Source organism: Cytobacillus gottheilii (assembly GCF_900166665.1).
In the GTDB taxonomy this organism is placed as follows: Bacteria; Bacillota; Bacilli; order Bacillales; family Cytobacillaceae; genus Cytobacillus; species Cytobacillus gottheilii_A.
Genome location: NZ_LT800494.1, coordinates 2,128,354 through 2,145,692, shown reverse-complemented (window position 1 = coordinate 2,145,692; position 17,339 = coordinate 2,128,354). Strand labels below are relative to the sequence as shown.

Below are 17,339 nucleotides of genomic sequence, written 5' to 3'. Positions count from 1 at the left end.
TACTTATATGTAATCAGGTTTTCATTTCACTTATCGTACTCGCATAACACGACCGTTGAATGTGTTTGCCCAATAGCCACTATTCATGTTTGCAATCGCAACACCTGTGCTGCTTTGAGAACCAATGAATTTGCCGCCACCCAGATAAATCCCTACATGTCCGTCCGTTTTGTAAGTATTAAAGAATACTAGATCACCAGGCTGCATTTGGCTTGTGGGTACACGAGTACCTGTGTTCTTAAGTGAATCAGTACTTGCTCCTACGCTAATTCCTGCTTGTGCAAAAGCCCATGAAACAAATCCAGAGCAGTCAAAACGGCCGTTTGCTACATCATATGCGTTTCTTCCGCCACCAAATACATATACTGAATTCCCAATATATTTATATCCAGCATTAATAACCGTACTAATGTCTCCGCTTGGTTTTACAGACGAAGATCCGCTGGAATAAGATACATTTTTGCTAACAGCAGTGTTAGAAGAGTTAGAAGAAGAAGAAGGCGCCATACTTTCTTCAATCTGTCTTTGCATTTCTGCAAGTTTTTGATCTTCTGTATTTAATTCTGCTTTCTTAGCTTCTGCAGATTTCTTTTTCTCTTCAAGCTGATTTTTCAACTCTTCATTCTGCTTACTCTGTTCTTCTAATTGTGCACGCATTCCTTCTAGTTCAGCTTTCATCCCATTAAGATCTGCTAACTTTTCATCCACAATTACTTTTTTATCAGCAATTTCCTGTTTATCTGCATCATGTTCTGCAATAATGCTTTGATCAGCTTCAACAATTTTGCTTACTGCACCAACTCGGTCAATGAAATCACCGAAACTAGTAGACCCTAGTAATACTTCTATGTATCCGATATTACTTCCGCCGCTTTCCTGGAAAGCAAGAGCTCTTTCTTTAAGAATTTCACTTCGTTTGTCAATACGCTCTTGAATAACTGCAATTTCAGCTTCAAGTATTGTGACTTGCTCTTGTGCAGCTTTTATGTCCGCTTCTGTCTTTAGCATCATCTCATTGTTATCAGCTACAGCTTGATCTACTCTTGTTACTTGCTCATTTAACTTAGCAAGTTCTGTCAGAACAGAAGCGAGTTCCTTTTCAGCTGCTGAAAGATTGGACTGTAGTGTAGAACGCTGTTTCTGAATGCTATCAACTGTTTCTGCCTGCACTGACGGCAGTGCTAATGAACCTAATCCGAGCATAATAGTAGTATTTAAGACAACTAGCTTTTTCTTCAACATATTCCCCTGCTTTCCCTATGTAAATGACGGTTTTCTTTTCTATGTATATAAAGACAAAATTTTATTTTTTATGACAATTTAACCATGACGATTTTCTATACAATGGGCATTATATCATCACTATTTGACAGACGTGTAATAATAATATTACAAATATATTACTAATTACGACAGAATACGAGTTTGGATTACAGACCTTCTGCTACCTTTTTAAATAATTGGTCTTATTCATCCATTAGCAATCTATACAAAACTAGTCGAATAATGAATAGCAGCTAAAACCACCTAAACTCCGGCATCTTTCTTACATGTCGAAATATATCAAAACGAAACATTTGTAATCTTTTTGTAATAAAAGTGAAACTTTTTTCCATCTCCAACCGTCTATTATGTAAAAGAATTATTGGAGGGGCTATTTAAAATGAAGAAAAGGGTATTATCTATTTGCATACTTACAGGCAGTTTATTTTTCTCCCCCATACAATTATCAGAAGCACATGTCTTATCCTTTACACATGATGAAAATGTTAAAAATCATTTAGAAAGTTTAACTGATCGTACAAATGTATCTGCCATAAATACAAAAGTATTGTCAGCAACTTCTTCAGCTGCCGGAAAGGTTTCACATCCAGATATTGATACATTGAAAGAAATGGCCGATCCTAAAAGAACAAAGGATGAATTAGCAAGTATATTTGGTGAACCAACTGAAGTATTAAGAGGAGCAATGGATAATAACCTATTATGGCGCTACGATTTTAAGAATAATGAAGACTATGAGTTCACACATGATTTTGATGCAGTAGATGTCGATGCTTTAAAGGCGGATGATCTTAAATATATAGTCTATATCGGTTTCCAGCATGATGAACAAAGCGTAAATGACATTGCCATTTATTATATTGATCAAGACGGTAAGTTTCATGAATACCGAGAATATGCGGATGGTTATGTGAAGGATTTAGTTGAGGGAAGTTAAGGATATTAGGCATTTAAAAGCCATAAAAAACCCGGATAATAAGCAGATGTAAATAATTGCTTATCGTCCGGGTTTTTCTTTTGCTGAAACAAAATGTTCCTGCTTTTTCTTAATTAAAATAATGGATGAGGTGGATCAATACCAAAAACTGGTACACCGTCTACCGTTAGCCAAATATAGTAATGATCAATTTCTGCGCCAATTAACTTTTCGATTTTTGCAATCAATTTTTCTTGTACCTCAAAAGATAAATCAGCTGTTTCTTTTCCAAGAGGAATATCCTTCATTCCAACAAGGTCTGCTAGAAATCTAGCTTGCTCATAAGATACTTCTACATACTGATCATACTCTGGTAAATACGCAGCTTCAGCTGGTTTAATAGTAAATACTAAACTGACCAAAAGTGCACATAAAACTAAACTGATTTTTTTCATTTTCTTCCTCCCTAGATGAATAGTTCTTTATTTTTGATAAAAATATCAACAATGTACGGATTGTACATAGTTCCCCTACAGCGAATTAATTCTTCAATTGCTTCCTCTTTAGTCATACGGCCTCTATAGACTCGATCTGTAGTCATGGCATCAAAAGAATCTACTACAGAAATTATGGCAGCCTGTATGGAAATATCATTATCTTTTAAACCAAAAGGATAACCCTGTCCATCATATCTTTCATGATGCTGCTCAACAATTTTGCCTACATCAACTAGAGTTGGGAGTCCCGTTTCCTCTAATATTTCTCTTCCAAATGTAGTATGTTTCTTCATTAATTCCCATTCTTCACTAGTTAACTTTCCGGGTTTTTGCAGAATATTTAAAGGAACCTTTACCTTTCCAATATCATGAAAAAAAGAAGCTAAACTAAGCCTAAACATCTCTTTTGTATTAAGCTCAAGCAACTCACCCAGTTTCATAGAAAACCTACTTATCCTAGTACAATGATCAACAGTGTAGCCATCTTTTTCTTCTATAGATATGGCAAGTTCTTCTAACTCTTTTGAAATTAAACTATAGTGATGAAAAACTGGTTGAGAAGTGATATATATAAATTCTGTGATTCCTTCAGATTCAAAAACATAATGTTGATCTACGGGCGAACGATAAAAGACATCACCAGTTTGAAGTATTAAAACTGAATTTGCCTTTTTATAAGAGAGCTTACCTGATAATAAATGAATATATTCGAGTGCACTCCATCCTTCAGCTGGTTCAAGTCCCCAGCGAGTTCCTGGTTGCATTTTATGATAGATAACCTCTGTCCCATCTCCAGAAGCAATTAGAGATATTTGCAGACCCTTCATGTGGACGGTTTCAATGAAGCTATCCTCATTTATTTTGCCCACTTTAAAACCTTCTTTCTCTGTTTCCGCTTTGCTTAAATTGAATGGACTAAAATGTTACGAGATTGTCATGGTAATTTAGACATATTGTCATTTTATTATATTAAATGTCAAATTTCCACATATTTTTTTTATTGTAATAGAATTTTCCAAGTAAGAAAAATAAATTTATAGGTAACATAAAAAAAGCTGCCAGTTTAGGTTGGCAGCAACATAATCCCCTAAATAAATGGGTTTTTCCATTCCATCAATACACCATAATTCAATGATTCGTTATCTTCTAAATAGTTTTTGCATATAGTTATAGGTTTTCTGCCACAGCGGAGCAGAAAAGAAATCACAGGATCTTTTACGTTTCCGCTCACTACCTCTTCTATATATTCTTCAGGAGATAAGGTATCTGCTAAACGATGATAACCTGGCATTCTTCCTCCGCCAAGAAGACGCTTCAGATTTAATTGGATGACAACATGATACATCGCCTCCATCAGCAACTTTCCTAAGCCAAGCTTCCGAAATTTAGGTTTAACGCTAATGTCAACAATATACAGCGTATCACCTTGAGAATCATGTGTGCGAATATATCCATTATCCGTTACCTCTTCCCACGTGTGTTCAGGATGATTCGGATCAAACTTAATCATTAATCCAGTTAAAGATCCAGCGAGCTCACCGTCTACTTCAATGCATAATGCCCCCGCAGGAAAGTGTTGTATGTGGCTCATAAGCTGCTCTTCATTCCACCATAAATCTGATGGAAATGGAGGGGGAAAGCATTCGGCTTGGATTTGAATTAACTGTTCAAAATCGTTTTTATCATAATTCCTTATGACTGCAGGAGCATTTTTCCCGTTGGCGTTTATATAAAAGTCGCTATAATATTGGATCTGTTTATCCATCAATATTCTCTTTTTCCCAGTCTATATATAAATCAGTTCGGCGGTCTCGCCAAGTTGTTACCGAGCCTCTTTCTCTAACTTCATAAAGTAGGTTTAGATCTAGGTCGGCTGTAATAATCATATCATCATTTAACTCGCCCTCTGCCATAATCCCTTTAGGAGGGAATGGTATATCGTTTGGAGTAATAATGGCCGCCTGACCAAAGTTTGCTCTCATAAAGTCTACAGTTGGCAGTGAACCAATCGTTCCAGTAACCACTACATAAACTTGATTCTCAATAGCTCTGGCATGTGAAGTATAACGGACGCGATGGAATCCATGCCGGTCATCAGTGCATGAAGGACAGAAAATGACATCAGCACCTTTTGCTTTTGCGATCCGGACAATCTCTGGAAACTCTATATCATAGCAAGTTAAAATTGCAATTCTGCCTTTATCCGTATCAAACACTTGAAAATGATCGCCTGCAGACATATTCCATTCATCTACCTCGGTTGGAGTAATATGAAGTTTTGCTTGTTCTTCTACTCTTCCATCGGGATAGAATAAGTGGGCAACATTGTAAAGCTTTCCGTTTCGGGAAATAACATGTGTACCTCCTATAATATGAAGGTTATTGTTGATCGCAAGGCTTATAAACAGATTTTTATATTGTTCTGTAAAGCCTGGAAGTTCATTTATTGTTAAGCTTCCTCCCGCTTCACTTCCTATGGAAAGCAGCTGTGTAGTAAAGAATTCAGGGAAGAGAACAAACTCTGCACCAAACTCCTGAGCTGTTTTCACATAATGTGTACACTGGGCAGCAAATTCCTCAAAAGACTTGATACTATGCAAATGATATTGCACAGCTGATACTCTCATTTTCATTTATCGTCCTCCTTCTCCATCACAATGGAACTCATGAATTATCAATGATTTTACAGGATAATAAACACTATGTGTACCCTTTTTCGTAAAAAAAACAATTAGAAGCAGTCCTAATTTCCCTGAAAGTGCAAGTTATCCCTAAGTCATGAACTCTACTAACATAAAAAGCAGTGAATCGATGTGATTCACTGCTTTATCCTACGCTTTTTGGAATTGAACTTTGTGCAGATTAGCAAAAATGCCGCCTTTTTCAATTAGCTCATCGTGACTGCCTTCTTCTGCAATCCCTTCTTCTGTGACAACAACTATCCGATCCGCATTGCGAATGGTTGCCAGTCTGTGTGCAATAACCAATGTAGTACGATTTTTAGCAAGCTCAGTTAATGCCGCTTGAATGATTCGCTCTGTTTCTGTATCAAGCGCAGATGTTGCTTCATCTAAAATTAAAATAGGCGGATTTTTTAAGAACATGCGGGCAATGGCTAACCGCTGCTTTTGTCCTCCGGAAAGCTTCAAGCCACGCTCGCCAATTTGTGTTTCATATCCAAATGGAAGTGCAGCAATAAAATCCTCTAAATGTGCCTTTCTTGCAGCTTCATATATTTCTTCATCAGAAGCGTCGAGATTCCCATATCCGATATTTTCCTTTATTGTTCCAGTAAATAAGAAAACATCCTGCTGCACAATCCCGATCTGCGCGCGAAGTGACTGCTTTGTCATGTCTCGCAGATCCATACCATCGATTTTAATACTGCCGTTCGACACATCATAAAAACGTGGAATTAAGGAACAGATTGTTGTCTTCCCAGCACCCGATGGTCCAACAAACGCTACAGTTTCTCCTGCTCTTATCGTTAGGTCGATATCCTTAAGAACGGATTTATGTTCATCATAGCTAAAGCTGACATCCTCAAACCGGATATCTCCCCTTAAGGTTGATACTTCAATCGCGTCCTTCCGATCTTCCACCTCAGGTTCCGTATCAATTAATTCTGTAAATCGTTTAAATCCAGCCATGCCTTTTGGATAAAGTTCCATAAGCGCACTAATCTTATCAATCGGCTTTAATAATACATTTACATATAAGATAAAGCTGACAAGCTGCCCATGTGTCAGCTCTCCTGTAAAGCTTAACCACGCACCATAAACTAAAACGAGCAAAGTGATTAAACGGGTCATCATATAAATGCCGGAGGAGCTGTAGCTCATAATTTTATAAGCTCCTAGTTTTGCTTTACGAAACGTCTGGTTATCCTTCATAAATCTAGCAATCTCAAATTTTTCGTTTGTAAAAGATTGAACAACCCGTACGCCGGATACACTATCTTCAACTCGCGCATTTACATTGGCGATCTCACCGTACATCTTTTTCCAGGCCTTATTCATGCGGACATTACAATAAGCAATCAGCCAAATTAGGAATGGCATTATAATAATAGAAACAATGGCAAGCTTAACATTTATCGTCAGCATGATCCCGAAGGCACCAAAGAAAGTCATGACGGCAATAAACAAATCTTCAGGTCCATGATGGGCAAGTTCGCCAATATCCATTAAATCATTTGTAACCCTGCTCATAATATGACCTGTCTTTGTATTATCAAAAAATCGAAACGATTGGCGCTGAACGTGATTAAACAGCTGCTGGCGCATATCCGTTTCTATATTAATGCCAAGCATATGCCCCCAATAGTTGACAATATATTGGAGAAATGTGCTTGTTACATAAAAGGCAAGCAATCCCGCACTAACAGATACAATCATGGCCCAATTCTCATCTGGCAGCAGGTCATCGATAAACCATTGCACCGCGAGAGGAAAGCCCAGTTCCAGGAGCGCTACGATTACCGCACTCGAAAAATCAATGATAAATAATTTCTTATGAGGTTTATAATAAGTAAAAAAACGACGGATCATCCTGTTCTCCTATTCTTTCAGATTTTTACGCTACTTGGATTATATGCTCAACAACAGGCTGTTACAAGCCTTTAACTAACTTTTTACCTTTCTTAATGGTATTTTCCGAATCAGCTGATTAAGAACCTCTGATACAACAAGCCCAACAGCGATCGATCCAGAAATCATAAATGCTTTAGCTGCAAGCTGAATAGCCGTATTATAATCATTTTCCACAAAGTTTCTCATTGCATCATAAGCAAGTCCTCCCGGGACGAGCGGTATGATTCCTGACACACTAAAAATGATAATGGGGGTTCGGTAATACCTCGCAAACATTTGACTCAGCACTGCAATGGAAAAAGCAGCAATTAAAGAGGAAACAACGGCATCAAAATAGCGATCAACAAGAATTATGTAAATCATCCAGCCAACCATCCCAACAAACCCACACTGAAGCAAAGATTTCTTTGGTGCATTAAACAAGATACCAAATGCTGCGGAGGCAATAAAACTAGTAATTAAATGTGTAAACATCTGTCCCCGCCTCCTTTATGAATAAAATGCAAAAATGACAGCAATTCCCGTTCCAATGGCAAAAGCCGTTAAAAAAGCTTCTGCTCCTTTAGATAATCCTGATACAAGATGCCCCGCCATCAAGTCACGGACTGCGTTGGTTATGAGCAGCCCTGGCACGAGCGGCATAACGGAACCAATAATTATTTTATCCAGCTGTGCACCAATACCGCTTTCTATAAACAAAAAGGCAGTAAGACCAATAATTAATGAAGCAAGAAATTCAGAAAAAAACTTTATTTGGACAACCCGATGCAGATAGACAAATGAAGTAAAACCGATTCCACCGCATATTACAGCGGGAATGAAGTCACTCCACTGCCCTAAAAACATCAACATAAAACAACCGCTCGCAATGGCAGCCGCAATAATTTGCTGGTAAATAGGAAAGGTAAAATCAGCCTCTTCAATTTCTTTCAGCCGTATGTATGCCTGCTGGCTCGTTAATTCCCCGCTGGCCGCCTTCCGTGAAACTCCATTTACTAATGTAACCTTATATAAATCCGTTGTTCGTTCAGAAATACGGATCAGCTTAGCTGGTTCTGTGCCGTCAACTGAAAAAATAATACCTGTTGGCGTCACATAACTATGAGAATGAGGAATACCAAAGGTTGCCGCCATTCTTGACATCGTATCTTCAACCCTATATGTTTCTGCTCCACATTGAAGCATGATTTTCCCTGCCAGTAAGCATATATCAATTACCTCCAAGCTGGTAGGAAACTTATGCTCCATTCTCTTCGCCTCCTTCCATGTCACACATTCTTGCTCATTCATCTTAATCCAAATATGCCCTTTTATAAAGTCCTTATTACATCATACAATATTTCCATTATTGAGAACGTTTACAAATGAAAACATTTGAAATTGGAAGCATAAAAAAACTCGCATACACGCGAGCTTTTATTTTTAAATATTGAATAACACTTCCTTTCATTTCTTTGGATAAGGGCTGGAACGGTTGAAACGGGCATTGATCTGACCTTGAATCATTTTATTTCTCGTCACTGGATCTTCTTTTTTCTTTTTCTTTAATTCCTGAAGTATCTCATCTGTTCTTACGCCTTCTTCTCTTTTGTTTGCAATTTCAATTAATCTTTCAACATCCATAAAGGAATATTTACGATTTCCTCGATCTGATCTTTCAGGAAAAATCAGTTTGCGTTCTTCGTAATAACGTATTTGCCTTTCGCTTAATCCCGTTAGCTCACTTACTGTTCCGATTGAAATGACCTTTCTATTTTTATAAGATGCTTCATTTTCCATACAGAGACCACCCCAAATGAAAAGGTTTTAATTCTATTATACATGTTTGTTAGATTTTTTCACTATATATGTTACAAAATATAACATTATTAAAAATCATGTCAGTTTATCTTACATAATCGATGAAAGTTATATAGGAATCATTTAAACTGACAGAAATAAGCCGAACTGGAGGAGAATATTTATGCAATACTTACGAAAAGCGGTTGAAAAAAAACGCAACTATTTAATCCAGCTGCTCGTAAAAGCAGGCGTATCCAAGGAATTAGAGCAACTGCAAAATTTAACACTCACTGAACTTGAACTTTTATCAAAGAAACATATGGGCGTTAAATAATAAAAATAACGAGGAGGACTAGAAGAATGGAAAGCCATAAAGCAGTCGAACTGGCCAGAAAAATCATTGAACTAGATATTTTGCGGGATAAAATATGGGAAAACTTAGCTGAAATGACTGGAGACAAAGCATATGAGTTAATCCGAAGAGTACAAAACAGCTAAGCTGATCGTTTAATTACATTACGAGGAAGCATTATTTTTCAGGTGTGTTTCAATATACCATATATAAAACACTGGATATCGGTGTTTTTTTTGCTGTTTTTTAAAAGTTATTTTTATTAATTAGGAACATCTCCAAGCAAATGATTTAATTCTTTTGCTTTCTTTTATATTATTACCTAACCTGTTTTTACTTGATTTCAGTAAAAAATCTAGATACACTACTATTATCGGTTTCCAATATTGCTTTTCGATAACAGAAAGGAAGTGGTTCTATTGGAAGATCGTGTACTCAGAAAGTTATTTCTGGGCTTTATTCATATTCACATTTTGCACCATGCTGACGAGGAGCCCATATATGGTTTATGGATGTTAGATGAATTGAAGGAACACGGATATTCAATGAGCGCGGGAACACTTTATCCCATCTTGCACTCCATGACAAATGATGGTTTGCTTCAGCAGGAAAAGCAAAAAGTGGAGGGAAAGATTAGAAAGTATTATCGCACAACGGAAAAAGGAAAAGAGATCTTACTGGAAGCCAGGAAGAAAGCTTTTGAACTATTCAAAGAAATAAAAGATTCTTAAGGAGTGGAGATGATTGAAAAACAAACTGGCAAGCTTATGGGAGATTTTACTTGTTTCTACCCGATTAGGGCTAACTTCATTCGGAGGGCCAATTGCACACCTAGGTTATTTTAGAGATGAATATGTAATGAAACGAAAATGGATGGATGAAGACAGTTATGCACAGCTTGTAGCATTATGTCAGTTTATACCTGGTCCTGCAAGCAGCCAAGTTGGCATAGGAATCGGGATGGTACGAGCCGGATGGCTTGGAGGAATTGTCTCGTTTATCGGGTTTACCTTTCCCTCTGTTTTGGCCCTTATTTTATTCGCACTGACACTGCAAAGCTTCAATCAGTTTGATTTAGGATGGATTCAAGGATTGAAAATTGTTGCAGTTGCAGTTGTTGCTCAAGCTGTATTGGGGATGGCAAAAAATCTTGCACCAGATTTCCCAAGAAAAACGATTACCCTGCTCGCTGTTGTCATAGCTGTTTTATGGCAAACAACAATAACACAAATTTTGATTATCATTTTAGCGGGAATCATCGGCTTCCTCGTTTATAAAAATGTGGCCGACCATAAAGAAACAAATCTCCATGTACCTGTTTCTAAAAAATTCGCTTTGTTCTCGCTCGTCATGTTCTTTGCTATATTGTTTTTATTGCCAATTATTGAACAAATCTTCTCGGCAGAATGGATCACCGTATTTGATCGATTTTATCGTTCAGGTGCCCTTGTTTTTGGAGGGGGACATGTCGTGCTTCCACTCTTAGAGATGGAATTTGTTCCTAGCGGGTTTCTCTCAGAAGAAGCATTCCTTGCTGGTTATGGTGCAGCTCAAGCTGTTCCTGGTCCGCTTTTTACCTTCGCAGCTTACCTTGGAACGATCATTAATGGCTGGCAGGGGGGATTACTTGCTACTGCAGCTATCTTTTTACCTGCATTTTTACTCATTGCTGGAACATTGCCTTTTTGGCAGCAGATCAGCAAAAACAAGAATATGAGAGCTGCATTGTATGGGATAAATGCAGCAGTTGTAGGAATTTTAATCGCTGCTTTATATGATCCAATTTGGACAAGCACCATTCATTCTGCAGCCGATTTTTCATTAGCAGCCATTTTATTTTTTATGCTGAATTATTGGAAACTTCCACCTTGGATTGTCGTTGTCACAGGTGCTCTAGGCGGTGCACTCCTGCATATGCTTTAGAACTTTCATGTCACGCCCTAAATCAACAGACATCTACAGTTAACTTTAGATGCAAAAACTCTTGCCAGCTGTATGGCAGAGTTTTTGCTGTTTTTTATTTATATAGGCATAACCAAAACTACCCTTGTTCCACGGCCTTTTTCAGAATGGATATCCAAAGAGCCTCCTTCTACTCTTGCTCTCTCTTCCATACTAAAAAGGCCGATCCCTTTCTGAATTTCATCGTATTCAAACCCAGTGCCAAAATCCTCAATAACCACTCTAAGTTCATGATCTAATTCACGGATGGTCAAAAAAGCTTCATTCGTTTGAGCATATTTGCGAATATTCGTTAATGCTTCCTGGATGATTCTATATATAGTTAATTCCTTTTCGGTGCTAAGCCGTTCATTTAAATTACTGGTAAATTGCACGTCGATTTGATGGTATTGCGAAAATCGATGCAGATAAGAACGAATGGCAGGCAATAAACCTAAATCATCCAACACAGATGGCCGCAGCTCTCTTGAAATATCTCTAAGCTCTTCAATAATTTCTGCTGTTTCCGTGTAAAGCTGTTCAAGTAGAGGGTGGTTCACTTCAGATTGAAGGCGATTGATTGTAATCATATGGCTATATAAATTTTGCCCGACCCCATCATGGAGATCCCGTGAAATGATTTTCCGTTCATTTTCCTGCAGATTAATCATTCTTGTCATCATCTTTTGAATCTCTTGCTCTGCTTTTTTACGATTTGTGATTTCATGTCTGATTGCTAAGAACTGATATGGTTTTCTATTCCCATCAAGGAACGGCACAATCGTTGTATCAACCCAGTAACTGCTCCCATCTTTTGATCTATTCTTTATTTCTCCTTTCCAAACCTCACCTTGATTAATCGTATCCCATAATTGCTTAAAAAATGATTTGGGATGATAACCAGAATTAATAATCCGATGATCGGCACCTATCAGTTCAGTTCTGTTATATTTAGAAATTCTGCAAAATTCATCATTAACATATGTAATTTTACCTTTTCGATCGGTTATCGCTACGATAGAAGACGCATCTAAAGCAAATTTCATGTCACTCAGCTCTTTATGATAGGACGCCTCATCTCTTAATGTATCACCAGCAGTATGCCTGCTATCTTGCAAATCTTCTTTTTTATGTTGAGGGTTATTTGTATTCTTCATCTGAAACTCTCCTAATCATGAATGAATACCATCTTTTCCAGCTTACTAGTGTAATCTCTTACAGCCTTTTGTTCCTTAAGCTGAAATGGCTGTCTAACACGGCGTCCGATTAGCAGCACGCCTTTTGCACTTCCGTTTAGTGGAATTGGAACTGCATAGGCGCTGATTAGCTTCTCAGCAAGCATAATCGGATACTCTAAGTCTCTGCCGATAATATTTTCTGGAAAACGATCAAGGTGAATGGGGGTCCCAGTAGAAATGACTCTTCCAGCGATCCCTTTTCCATATCTCAGGGTAATTCTTTTATATTTGTCGTTCAAGTTACCGGCGGCATGCTTCCATTTAACATCTGTTCCCTTTGGAATCTGAATAGCGATTGCCGCAAATTCACACGGTACATTACTTAGCAGTTCCTCTAACACATGAAGAATCCTCTGGTCATCCATATCTTGGTCACCACCCTATATTCCATAGCCCAGCAGCCCTTTTTTTAATGCGAATTGTACAAGCTCTGGCCTCGTTTTCATTTTTAGTTTTTCCATTACATTGCTCTTGTGTGTTTCAACTGTTTTAACACTGATAAAAAGCTGTTCTGCAATCTCTTTATTAGAGAAACCTTTGGCTATTAACGTTAAAACTTCCTTTTCCCGATCGGAGAGCAGTTCAAAATGATCAGTATCTCCGCTTTTTACTGTATTTAAATATTCCTCCATCAATCGTTTCGTTGCAGAAGGATGCAGGTACGCTTCACCTGAAGCAACACTGTAGATGGCTGAAATCAGTTCATCATGTGGAGAACTTTTCAATAAACAGCCAGACGCACCTGCCTGAATGGCTTTAAATAAATACTCTTCATCATCATGCATCGTTAAGATTAATATCGCAATTTCGGGCTTTTTCTTTTTCAACTCAATTGTGGCGCTTAATCCATCTTTTCCATGTGGCATACTTAAATCCATAACCACTACGTCCGGTTCAAGCTCCAGTGATTTTTCAATCGCTTCATCTCCTTCAGATGCTTCCCCTATAACCTCGAGTTCAGGGTGATTATTCAATAGCATCTTTAATCCCATTCTCACTACCGCATGATCATCGCACAGCAAGATTTTAATCATTACTTTTCCCCCTTTGTCCATTTCCCCGTTTTACATGCTATCTCTATCTAGTATGGTAATGAAAGCTTTACACAGGTTCCATCTCCATCAGCTGATGATATTAAACACGTTCCTCCAATTAACTCCATTCTTTCACACATGGCTGCTAATCCTGACCTTTTGGCTAAACCTGTATGAATATCAAAGCCCCTGCCGAAATCTTTTATTTCGATCATTAAATTTTCAGCTTCCCAATTTAATTCTATATGAACTAGACTTGAGTCGGCATATTTGGCAATGTTTCCTAATGCTTCTTGACAAACACGGTATAACATAATGTTTTGTTTTTCAAGTAATATTCGTTCATCGCCCGCAGATGATAATTTTGTAATAACTCCATAGGTTGAAGTATATAGTTTCAGATAACTTTTAAGAGCTGCTGTAATACCTGAAGAGGTCAGTGCAGGGGGATGTAATTCCAGAGATAACAGCCGAATTTCCTGTATCGTTTTGCTTAACTGCTCACGTATTTCTGCAGAATAACTTTTCATTCCAGGTTCCTGCATATTGCCTTCTAAGTAGTCCAGCCCTGTCAACACACTATATAGTGTCTGCCCCACACCTTCGTGTAATTCAATTGATATCCTTTTAATTTCGTCTTCTTGTGAAGCAATAATATAATGACTGATAACATGCTCCTTTTCCAATTAATACACTCCCTTCAATAAGTATAAAATATTTAACCAGTATGTTTATAGGGTTATCATAGAAAATAAAATTTGCCGGCTGGCAAACTCAATAATACAAAGATCAAGCAGCGTCACCAAGTCAGTCCTTAAAGTCCAGCTAAAATGGACATAAGGCCTGCCCGCAGAAAGTGCGAGGCAGGCCAATTCAGGTTATAAATCTAGTTAGCTTTCTTTAAAGGATAGGTTGTATTCAACTTAGCTTTACGCTGATAATAGAAGAAATTCAGTAAAAATGATATGACATATATCACTATGAAAATATATAATGCATTGACAGGTGTTCCAGTTGACTTAGTGGACCAGCCGAATAATTGCGGGATAAAATAAGAGCCGTATGCCGCAAAAGCAGCTGTTATACCTAATACCGGAGCAGCTTCTTTCACAGGGAAGATGCCAGGTATCATCTGGAAGGTTGAACCAGAACCAATTCCAGCAGCGATAAACAATATTAGAAAAGCTGTTAAAAACCCAGCAAACGAAGCTTGTTTAGTAAAGTAGATCACTCCGCCTGCACCAGCACTCATGACAACGAATACCCATGCTGTAACGGATGCTCCTCCAAATTTATCTGACAGCCAGCCCCCAACCGGACGTGCAGCTGCAGCTAAAAATGCACCAAGGAATGCCAAGCCCATGTGTTCGGGGAATTGTGATTTTAATAATAATGGGAATGCAGCAGAATACCCAATAAATGAACCGAAAGTTGCAACATAAAGAATGGTCATAATCCAAGTATGCTTCCGTTTTAATACAACAAATTGATCTCCAACAGATTGTTTCGTATTCGGTAGATTATCCATTCCAAAATAAGCAGCAATGGTTAAAATTGCAATCGGAATGACCCAGATAAATGCTGCATTTTGCAGCCATACCTTTTCACCGCTTGCTAAGGTTTGGCTATCTCCGAAGAATGCAAATGCTCCACTGGCGATCACAAGCGGTGTAGCAAATTGAACAACTGATACACCCATGTTTCCTAAACCGCCATTGATTCCTAAGGCAGTACCTTTTTCCTTTTTAGGATAGAAAAAGCTTATATTTGCTGATGAAGAGGAGAAATTTCCTCCGCCAAGCCCGCATAATGCAGCCAGTAATAGCATCACTGAATATGGAGTTTCAGGATTTTGAACCGCCATACCAATACCGATCGCTGGAATAGCTAAGACTGCTGTAGAGATAATGGTCCAGTTTCTTCCGCCAAATGTTCCCACAGCAAATGTGTAAAAGAATCGTAATGTTGCTCCTACAAGTCCTGGTACTGCTGCTAAAGTAAATAATTGCTCATCTGTAAATGAGAAGCCTATTTCATTTAATTGTACAGCGACAACAGACCAAATTTGCCATACAATAAAAGCCATCATTAAAGAAGGAACTGAAATCCATAAGTTTCGCTTAGCATGTTTTTTTCCTTGTGTTTGCCAAAACTGTTCATTTTCAGGCATCCAGTCGTTTATTCTTTTCGTTTTCATTTCTTTTCACCTTCCTGTTACAATACTTTTCATTAGACTCGGCATTGCTGTGTGTTAAAGATTACGGATTCAATTCTTTAAAAACGATCTGTCACAGTTTTAAAATTGCCTTCTATTAAAAAGTCATCATTAAAGCATGTACAGATACCCTTTTACGCTTATTGGCTTTACTTACTTTAATCAGTTGCCAGCAGCGAGATTTCCGATCACTCAGTTATTCGTTATTTTTCGAATGCAGTATTGCAGCTGACTGTTTTCATCAGTAGCGATCAGTCGATCATTCTTCCATTCAAATCGTGCTTCCATGGGAATGGCCAAAAACTGAAGGTGGTTTACATACATTCTAAAATGAGTGTGATCAGGACAATTTTCTATCCGTTCAATTCTTTTTGTTAAGAGGGGTGCCTGATCCTCTCCATCTGTATCGATAATGGCTATTTCTACATCTTCATGTATGAACATGCTTAAGCTATTCTTTTTATCGGACTCCACAGCTTTTCCCTCCCTTACTTTGAGGATAGATAAAAGCTTTATATCCTTGCAGATACGTCCAGAAGTCTTCTTTTGCATTTGTCTCTATGAACTGTACCAGCTCATCTTCGGACTGCCATTTGCTCATCCCTTTAATTTCCGCAACGACGATCTCAAGGCCATCTTTTTGTTTTACGTCTAAGTACCAGTTCAGCCGAATTTTAGCGAACAGTTCTCGTAGCAGCTGATCAATTTCCTCTTTGAACCTTCCACTGCCTTCTCTTATAAAACAAAAATCGATATATGTTTCACTATTCATAGCACTCACGCCTTTTTTGTTTTTTTATAGAGAAGGAAAGCTATTGGGAACATGACGATATTTAAGCCGCAAAAGATCAATGTGTTTACATAATTTTCATAGAAATATTGATGCACCATATATTGTGTGAAGATGATGTTCAGAAATAAAACAGCACTGAGGAGAAGGACACCGATATAACTACGCTTCATATCTCTTCACCCTTACTGCGTATACAGCACCTTGATTTACTTCTACTTGAATTTCAGGAAGCGGACGTCTAGGCGGGCCTGCTGTCGGTGCACCTGTTTCCACATCAAATTTGCCATGATGACAAGGACAAACCATTTCTCCCTGCTCTTTCACCCAAAATACTGGACATCGTAAATGTGTACATGCATTTTGATAAGCAACAAATTTCTCTTCTCCAAGTCTGATTAAAATAGCGTCATCATGTTCCCCTGGAAATTTAAACTCTACAGCATCACCTATAGGCAGGTTTTCAAGGTCCGCAATTTTTTTATGAGGATACTCTTTTTCACCTAATCCCATCAGCTCTTTTGCTGCAACTGCTCCCCATGGCAGGGAAGATACAGCAAATACTCCTGCTGCACCTACTAGGGTTTTCATAAACCCGCGGCGATCCAGCTTTCTCTCATTTTCTCGATGAATGTTATGAGTATAGTTATCTTCTGGAAAAGGAATCTTATTATTACGTTCTTTCATTACCGTCCACC

22 protein-coding genes are annotated in these 17,339 nt (G+C 38.0%); 5 read left to right on the top strand and 17 right to left on the bottom strand.

Features of this window, described 5'->3' with window-relative positions; translation table 11 throughout:
• Positions 1-30: 30 nt before the first annotated feature.
• Complete coding sequence (locus B7E07_RS10675; protein WP_080845854.1) at positions 31-1,242, bottom strand: C40 family peptidase; 1,212 nt, start codon at positions 1,240-1,242, stop codon at positions 31-33.
• A 421-nt stretch (positions 1,243-1,663) separates the two neighbouring features.
• Between B7E07_RS10675 and B7E07_RS10670 the strand changes: the two genes are divergently transcribed.
• Positions 1,664-2,221, top strand: coding sequence for a hypothetical protein (locus B7E07_RS10670; RefSeq protein ID WP_080845853.1), 558 nt, complete (start codon positions 1,664-1,666; stop codon positions 2,219-2,221).
• A gap of 113 nt (positions 2,222-2,334) precedes the next feature.
• Here B7E07_RS10670 and B7E07_RS10665 read toward each other — a convergent pair whose 3' ends face one another.
• The 8 genes from B7E07_RS10665 to B7E07_RS10630 all read right to left on the bottom strand — a co-directional run bounded on the left by B7E07_RS10665 (position 2,335) and on the right by B7E07_RS10630 (position 9,068).
• The gene (locus tag B7E07_RS10665; protein ID WP_080845852.1) at positions 2,335-2,655 is read right to left on the bottom strand and encodes an 8-amino-7-oxononanoate synthase; all 321 of its coding nucleotides are present in this window, start codon (positions 2,653-2,655) and stop codon (positions 2,335-2,337) included.
• An 11-nt stretch (positions 2,656-2,666) separates the two neighbouring features.
• Complete coding sequence (locus B7E07_RS10660) at positions 2,667-3,566, bottom strand: HD-GYP domain-containing protein (protein ID WP_080845851.1); 900 nt, start codon at positions 3,564-3,566, stop codon at positions 2,667-2,669.
• A 218-nt stretch (positions 3,567-3,784) separates the two neighbouring features.
• Positions 3,785-4,462 carry a GNAT family N-acetyltransferase gene (locus tag B7E07_RS10655; RefSeq protein ID WP_080845850.1) on the bottom strand — a complete coding sequence of 226 codons (678 nt, stop codon included), beginning with the start codon at positions 4,460-4,462 and terminating at the stop codon, positions 3,785-3,787.
• On the bottom strand, positions 4,455-5,330 hold the full coding sequence (locus B7E07_RS10650; RefSeq protein ID WP_080845849.1) for a carbon-nitrogen hydrolase family protein: 876 nt from the start codon (positions 5,328-5,330) through the stop codon (positions 4,455-4,457). The genes B7E07_RS10655 and B7E07_RS10650 overlap by 8 nt, the downstream gene beginning before the upstream one ends.
• Positions 5,331-5,528: 198 nt before the next feature.
• The gene (locus B7E07_RS10645; RefSeq protein ID WP_080845848.1) at positions 5,529-7,247 is read right to left on the bottom strand and encodes an ABC transporter ATP-binding protein; all 1,719 of its coding nucleotides are present in this window, start codon (positions 7,245-7,247) and stop codon (positions 5,529-5,531) included.
• 75 nt (positions 7,248-7,322) lie between these two features.
• A complete protein-coding gene (locus B7E07_RS10640) occupies positions 7,323-7,763 on the bottom strand; it encodes a threonine/serine exporter family protein (protein ID WP_080845847.1) in 441 nt (146 codons plus the stop codon).
• A gap of 15 nt (positions 7,764-7,778) precedes the next feature.
• The gene (locus tag B7E07_RS10635; RefSeq protein WP_080845846.1) at positions 7,779-8,537 is read right to left on the bottom strand and encodes a threonine/serine exporter family protein; all 759 of its coding nucleotides are present in this window, start codon (positions 8,535-8,537) and stop codon (positions 7,779-7,781) included.
• A gap of 198 nt (positions 8,538-8,735) precedes the next feature.
• On the bottom strand, positions 8,736-9,068 hold the full coding sequence (locus B7E07_RS10630; protein WP_080845845.1) for a MerR family transcriptional regulator: 333 nt from the start codon (positions 9,066-9,068) through the stop codon (positions 8,736-8,738).
• Positions 9,069-9,252: 184 nt separating this feature from the next.
• Between B7E07_RS10630 and fbpA the strand changes: the two genes are divergently transcribed.
• The 4 genes from fbpA to chrA all read left to right on the top strand — a co-directional run bounded on the left by fbpA (position 9,253) and on the right by chrA (position 11,346).
• Positions 9,253-9,405, top strand: coding sequence for a Fur-regulated basic protein FbpA (gene fbpA, locus B7E07_RS10625; protein ID WP_080845844.1), 153 nt, complete (start codon positions 9,253-9,255; stop codon positions 9,403-9,405).
• Positions 9,406-9,431: 26 nt separating this feature from the next.
• Positions 9,432-9,569: a hypothetical protein gene (locus B7E07_RS23715; protein ID WP_176215174.1), complete on the top strand. Its 138-nt coding sequence runs from the start codon at positions 9,432-9,434 to the stop codon at positions 9,567-9,569.
• A gap of 273 nt (positions 9,570-9,842) precedes the next feature.
• Positions 9,843-10,154, top strand: coding sequence for a PadR family transcriptional regulator (locus tag B7E07_RS10620; protein ID WP_080845843.1), 312 nt, complete (start codon positions 9,843-9,845; stop codon positions 10,152-10,154).
• Between the two features lie 13 nt (positions 10,155-10,167).
• A complete protein-coding gene (gene chrA / locus B7E07_RS10615) occupies positions 10,168-11,346 on the top strand; it encodes a chromate efflux transporter (RefSeq protein WP_080845842.1) in 1,179 nt (392 codons plus the stop codon).
• A gap of 98 nt (positions 11,347-11,444) precedes the next feature.
• On the opposite strand, the gene B7E07_RS10610 is transcribed toward chrA, so the two are convergent.
• The 8 genes from B7E07_RS10610 to B7E07_RS10570 all read right to left on the bottom strand — a co-directional run bounded on the left by B7E07_RS10610 (position 11,445) and on the right by B7E07_RS10570 (position 17,328).
• Entirely contained in the window at positions 11,445-12,521 is a 1,077-nt protein-coding gene (locus B7E07_RS10610; protein ID WP_080845841.1) for a PAS domain-containing sensor histidine kinase, read from the bottom strand.
• A gap of 11 nt (positions 12,522-12,532) precedes the next feature.
• The gene (locus tag B7E07_RS10605; protein WP_080845840.1) at positions 12,533-12,967 is read right to left on the bottom strand and encodes a GAF domain-containing protein; all 435 of its coding nucleotides are present in this window, start codon (positions 12,965-12,967) and stop codon (positions 12,533-12,535) included.
• Positions 12,968-12,982: 15 nt separating this feature from the next.
• Positions 12,983-13,636 carry a response regulator gene (locus tag B7E07_RS10600; protein ID WP_080845839.1) on the bottom strand — a complete coding sequence of 218 codons (654 nt, stop codon included), beginning with the start codon at positions 13,634-13,636 and terminating at the stop codon, positions 12,983-12,985.
• A gap of 47 nt (positions 13,637-13,683) precedes the next feature.
• Complete coding sequence (locus B7E07_RS10595) at positions 13,684-14,322, bottom strand: sensor histidine kinase (RefSeq protein ID WP_080845838.1); 639 nt, start codon at positions 14,320-14,322, stop codon at positions 13,684-13,686.
• A gap of 200 nt (positions 14,323-14,522) precedes the next feature.
• Positions 14,523-15,833 (bottom strand): NarK family nitrate/nitrite MFS transporter, encoded by a 1,311-nt coding sequence (locus B7E07_RS10590; protein ID WP_080845837.1) that lies wholly within the window; start codon positions 15,831-15,833, stop codon positions 14,523-14,525.
• A gap of 210 nt (positions 15,834-16,043) precedes the next feature.
• Positions 16,044-16,325: a hypothetical protein gene (locus B7E07_RS10585; protein WP_080845836.1), complete on the bottom strand. Its 282-nt coding sequence runs from the start codon at positions 16,323-16,325 to the stop codon at positions 16,044-16,046.
• Complete coding sequence (locus B7E07_RS10580; RefSeq protein ID WP_080845835.1) at positions 16,312-16,623, bottom strand: hypothetical protein; 312 nt, start codon at positions 16,621-16,623, stop codon at positions 16,312-16,314. The genes B7E07_RS10585 and B7E07_RS10580 overlap by 14 nt, the downstream gene beginning before the upstream one ends.
• 180 nt (positions 16,624-16,803) lie before the next feature.
• Complete coding sequence (locus B7E07_RS10570) at positions 16,804-17,328, bottom strand: Rieske (2Fe-2S) protein (protein WP_080845833.1); 525 nt, start codon at positions 17,326-17,328, stop codon at positions 16,804-16,806.
• Positions 17,329-17,339 lie beyond the last annotated feature (11 nt).